This is a genomic window from Streptomyces sp. NPDC054847 (genome assembly GCF_053610925.1).
In genome coordinates, this window is sequence record NZ_JBSGZJ010000549.1 from 1 (window position 1) to 4,348 (window position 4,348).

A 4,348-nucleotide genomic window follows, 5' to 3' on the forward strand; every position below is an offset into this window, starting at 1 on the left:
TCTGTCACCGGTGGCGGGTGACTCCGCTTCAGCGGCTTGCCTGTACTGCCTGTGCTGCCTGTCCTCGTGCGCCACCTGCCCTGTGTCCGCCGTTGCGCCCGTGCCCCTGGGGAGGCTCAAGGGCGGTGAACGGGCCGAACCGCTCCCCGAACCGCTCGAAGACGTCCACCGCACGCGGAAGCCAGTAGCGAAGATCCACGACAACGTCCTCCCGGGGCGGCACGACCGACGCACCAGGTATACGGACAGCGGCGCAACGCCCCCGCAACGCGAGCCCCGCCGGCCCGGCCGCCACCCGCCCCCGAGGCCGCGCACACCCCAGCCCGCGCTGCCCCGCGGGACCCCCACGGCCCCGGGCGCCGGAACGCCCTGCCCCCGGACCCCACTTGGCGCGGGCCTGCCCGAGTGCCGTGCGAGCCGCCCGTGCTGCACTCAGCCCGCCCAGCCCCTGCCCTCAAGGGAGAACCCCATGGTCACCAGACGCCGTGTGCTCGGCGCAGCGCTCGCCACCACCGGAACCTCACTGCTCACCGCAGCCGCTCTCACCCCGCTGCTCCAGGCCCGCAGCGCCCAGGCCGGCACCCGCACCGCGAGCGCCCCGCTGTTCGCCACCGCGCTGCCCGTACCGCCCGTCCTCACCCCGCTGTCCACCGCCGGCGGCAAGGACACCTACGCCCTCACCCTGCGCCGCGCCCGCACCGAGATACTCCCCGGCATCAGCACCGAGGTCCTCACCTACAACGGCCACTTCCCGGGCCCCACCATCAAGGCCAGATCCGGCCGCCCCGTCGTCGTCCACCACCGCAACGCCCTGGAGAACCCCGCCTCCGTCCACCTGCACGGCGCCTCCGTCCCGCCCGCCGACGACGGCGCCCCCATGGACACCTTCGCCCCCGGCACGACCCGCACCTACACCTACCCCAACCGGCAGCCGCACGCCCCGCTCTGGTACCACGACCACGCCCACCACCACGAGTCCGAACACGTCTACCGCGGCCTGTCCGGCTCCTACCTGCTCACCGACGACACCGAACAGGCACTGCCGCTGCCCGCCGGCTCCTACGACATCCCCATCGCCCTGCGCGACGCCCGCCTCGACGAACGCGGCCGCCTCGTCTACGAGATGGACGACGCCCTCGGCCGCACCACCCTCCTCGCCAACGGCAAGCCCTACCCCTACCTCCAGGTCGCCGCCCGCAAGTACCGCTTCCGGCTGCTGAACTCCTCCAACCTGCGCTTCTTCCACCTGCGCCTCGCCGACGGCGGCCCCTTCACCCAGATCGGCTCCGACGGCGGCCTGCTGCCCGCCCCCGCCACCCTCGACTCCCTGTGGCTCTCACCCGCCGAACGCGCCGACATCGTCATCGACTTCTCCCGCTACCCCGTCGGCACCCGGCTCGTCCTCGAGAACACCCTCGGCCCAGGCAGCCCCGAACAGGTCGGCCAGGTCCTGCGGTTCGACGTCGTGCGCACCGCATCCGACCCCAGCCGCGTCCCGGCCGTGCTGCGCACCCTGCCGCCGCTGCCCACCGCGACCGCCGAACGCTCCTTCGAACTGCGCATGAACGACGAGAGCGGCGCCCCGACCGCCCAGGGCCTCATCAACGGCCAGGTCTTCGACCACGACCGCATCGACACCCGCATCCGCCACGGCGCGAGCGAGATCTGGACCGTCACCAACCCCAACACCCTGGTCCCGCACAACTTCCACCTGCACCTGGTGCAGTTCAGGGTCCTCGCCCGCAACGGCCAGGCCCCCGGCCCCTCCGAGTCGGGCCTCAAGGACACCGTGCGGCTGCTGCCCGGCGAAACCGTCCGCCTGCACGCCACCTTCGACACCTACCGCGGCACCTACGTCTACCACTGCCACCTGCTCGACCACTCCGCGATGGGCATGATGGCCCAGCTGCGCATCAGCTGACGCCGGCCGCCGGCCGCCCCCGCAACCCGGCGGCGGCCACCAGCGCCACCGCGGCGAAAGCGGCGCCCGCGACGAACCCGGCCGCCGCCCCGCCGCCGTGCGACGCCACCGTCACCAGCGTCGCGAGCCCCACCGAACCCCCCACGCTCTGCACCGCGTTCAGCACCCCGGACGCCGCCCCCGCCCCGCCCGGCGCCAGCGACGACGTCGCCAGCACCGTCAACGGCAGCACCCCGCACGCCATCCCCGCCCCCAGCAGCACCAGCGCCGGCAGCACCAGCGGGTAGGGGCCCGTCGCCGACAGTGCCAGCCACCCGTTCCCGCACACCAGCAGCCCCGCACCCACCGCCAGCATCCGCCGCGCCCCCAGCCGCCGCAGCAGCCGCTCACCACCGGCCGCGGCGAGCGCCGTCGTCACCGGCAGCGGCAGCAGCGCACACGCCGCCACCAGCGCCGACCAGCCCCGCCCCGCCTGGAAGAACTGGTTGAGGAAGAAGTACGTGCCGATCACCGCGCCCGGCACCGCGAGCGTCGCCCCGTACGCCAGCAGCCGGTCCCGGTCGGCGAACAGCGACGGCGCCACCAGCGGCTGCCGGGCCCGCCGTTCGACCACCGCGAACAGCACCAGCCCCACGACCCCCGCCAGCACACTGCCCGCCACGCTCATGTCGCCCCATGGCCGCTCGGCCGCCCGCGCCAGCCCGAACACCAGCGCCGCCGCGCCCAGCGCCGACAGCAGCGCCCCCGCCGCGTCGAGGCGGCCCCTCACCCGCGGCGTCTCGGCGAGCACGAACGGCGCCGCCACCACGATCGCCACCCCCACCGGCACATCCAGATACACCACCCACCGCCACGAGCCGAGCGAGGTCAGCGCACCGGCCAGCAGCAGCCCGCCGGCTGTGCTCAGCGCCCCGGCCGCCGTGCACACCGCGATCGCCCGCGTCCGCGCGGGCCCCTGGGGGAACATGCTCAGCAGCAGCGCGAGCCCGCTGGGCGCGGCCAGCGCCGCACCCACGCCCGGCACCGCCCGCCCCGCGATCAGCATCTCGCCCGCCGAGGCCGCGCCCCGCAGCGCCGCGGCGGCCGTGAACAGCCCCACCCCGGCCATGAACACCCGCCGCCGGCCCAGCAGATCACCCAGCCGCCCGCCGAGCAGCAGCAGCCCGCCGAACGCCAGCAGATAGGCGGTCAGCACCCACGACGCGCCGACGGCCGACAGACCCAGGTCGGCCCGCATCCCCGGCAGCGCGATGTTCACGATCGGATCGTCCAGCTGGATCATCGCGTTGCAGCCGGCGATCACCGCGAGCGCGCCGGCCGCCCGCCGCTTCGTTCCCGCACCCCCGCCCGCACCGGGCCCGGACGCGGGCGTGGGCTTGAGCGCGGACATGGACCCGGACCCGGACGCGGTCGTGGGCCGGAGCCCCGCCGGGGCGGCCGGCACGGTCTGGTCGGAGAGCTGCGCGGTCAAGGTCGGCCTCCTCGAGATGCTTCCCGGCGCGGACAGCGCCCCCGGCACGCTCTCAGGGACCGCTCGAGAAACCGTCGACACCCACTCGCCCCGGCGCCCCGCCGCACGCGGCGCCACCGGCCGCCGCCCACCAGCCGGCCGGTGCCGGCTCGAGCCCCCGTCCAGATCCGCTCGGACCGCCCTGGCCGGCCGCCGGGCCCGCGCCTAGGCTCCCGACGCCCGTGTGCGCGTCGCCCGACACCTGCCGCGAGCCTCGCAATCGACCGAGTGAGGACCCCATGGCTGCCAACCCGTACCACCCGTACGGCCCCGCGAATCCGTACGCGCCCGCGCCGCCGCCCCCGCGCCCGGCCCGCCGGCCGAGCAGGACGACCGGCCCGCTGCTGGTGACCTCGACCGTCACCATGGGCCTGATGGCAGGCCTGTTCTTCACCTTCGACGTGTCGATCATGCCGGGCCTCGCCCGGACCGACGACCGCGTCTACGTCGAGGCGATGCAGAACTTCAACCAACTCATCGACAACAGCGGCCTGTTCGCGCTCGTGTTCATCGGCGCGTTCATCGCCACCACCACCGCCGCCGTCCTCGACTTCCGCCGCGGCCACCGCTCACCGGCCCTGTGGGCCGCGATCGCCGCGTCCCTCTACCTGGTGGCGCTGCTCATCACGTTCTCCGTCAACATCCCCCTGAACATGGAACTCGCGCAGCTCGGCGACCCGGCGAAGGCCACCGACTTCGCCCTCGTCGACAAGTTCAAGGGCATCTGGGAGACCACCAACATCATGCGGACCCTGCTGTGCGTCTCCGCGCTGGGCTGCCTGGCCCACTGCCTGAAACTCCACGGCCGCGCCACCGCCGGCGCCCCGGCCCCCACCGCCCCGCTGCCCCGGAACGCCGCCCTGCACGGCGGCCGCGGCCGCCGCCGGGTCCCGCCGCCCGCGCGGCAGTGCCCGCTG

3 protein-coding genes are annotated in these 4,348 nt (G+C 74.9%); 2 read left to right on the top strand and 1 reads right to left on the bottom strand.

Going from position 1 to position 4,348, the window contains the following annotated elements:
- Nucleotides 1-469: 469 nt before the first annotated feature.
- Nucleotides 470-1,921, top strand: coding sequence for a multicopper oxidase family protein (locus tag ACWGH4_RS32070; RefSeq protein WP_453467059.1), 1,452 nt, complete (start codon nt 470-472; stop codon nt 1,919-1,921).
- Here ACWGH4_RS32070 and ACWGH4_RS32075 read toward each other — a convergent pair.
- The gene (locus ACWGH4_RS32075; protein ID WP_453467061.1) at nt 1,914-3,392 is read right to left on the bottom strand and encodes an MFS transporter; all 1,479 of its coding nucleotides are present in this window, start codon (nt 3,390-3,392) and stop codon (nt 1,914-1,916) included. The two genes, ACWGH4_RS32070 and ACWGH4_RS32075, sit on opposite strands and share 8 nt — an antisense overlap.
- Nucleotides 3,393-3,670: 278 nt before the next feature.
- Here ACWGH4_RS32075 and ACWGH4_RS32080 point away from each other — a divergent pair.
- On the top strand, nt 3,671-4,348 hold a 678-nt coding region (locus ACWGH4_RS32080; RefSeq protein ID WP_453467063.1), incomplete at its 3' end, for an anthrone oxygenase family protein.

What these genes read in the sequence shown, in the direction of transcription:
- ACWGH4_RS32070 (WP_453467059.1), top strand. Translation starts at nt 470, where the DNA reads ATGGTCACCAGACGCCGTGTGCTCGGCGCAGCGCTCGCCACCACCGGA.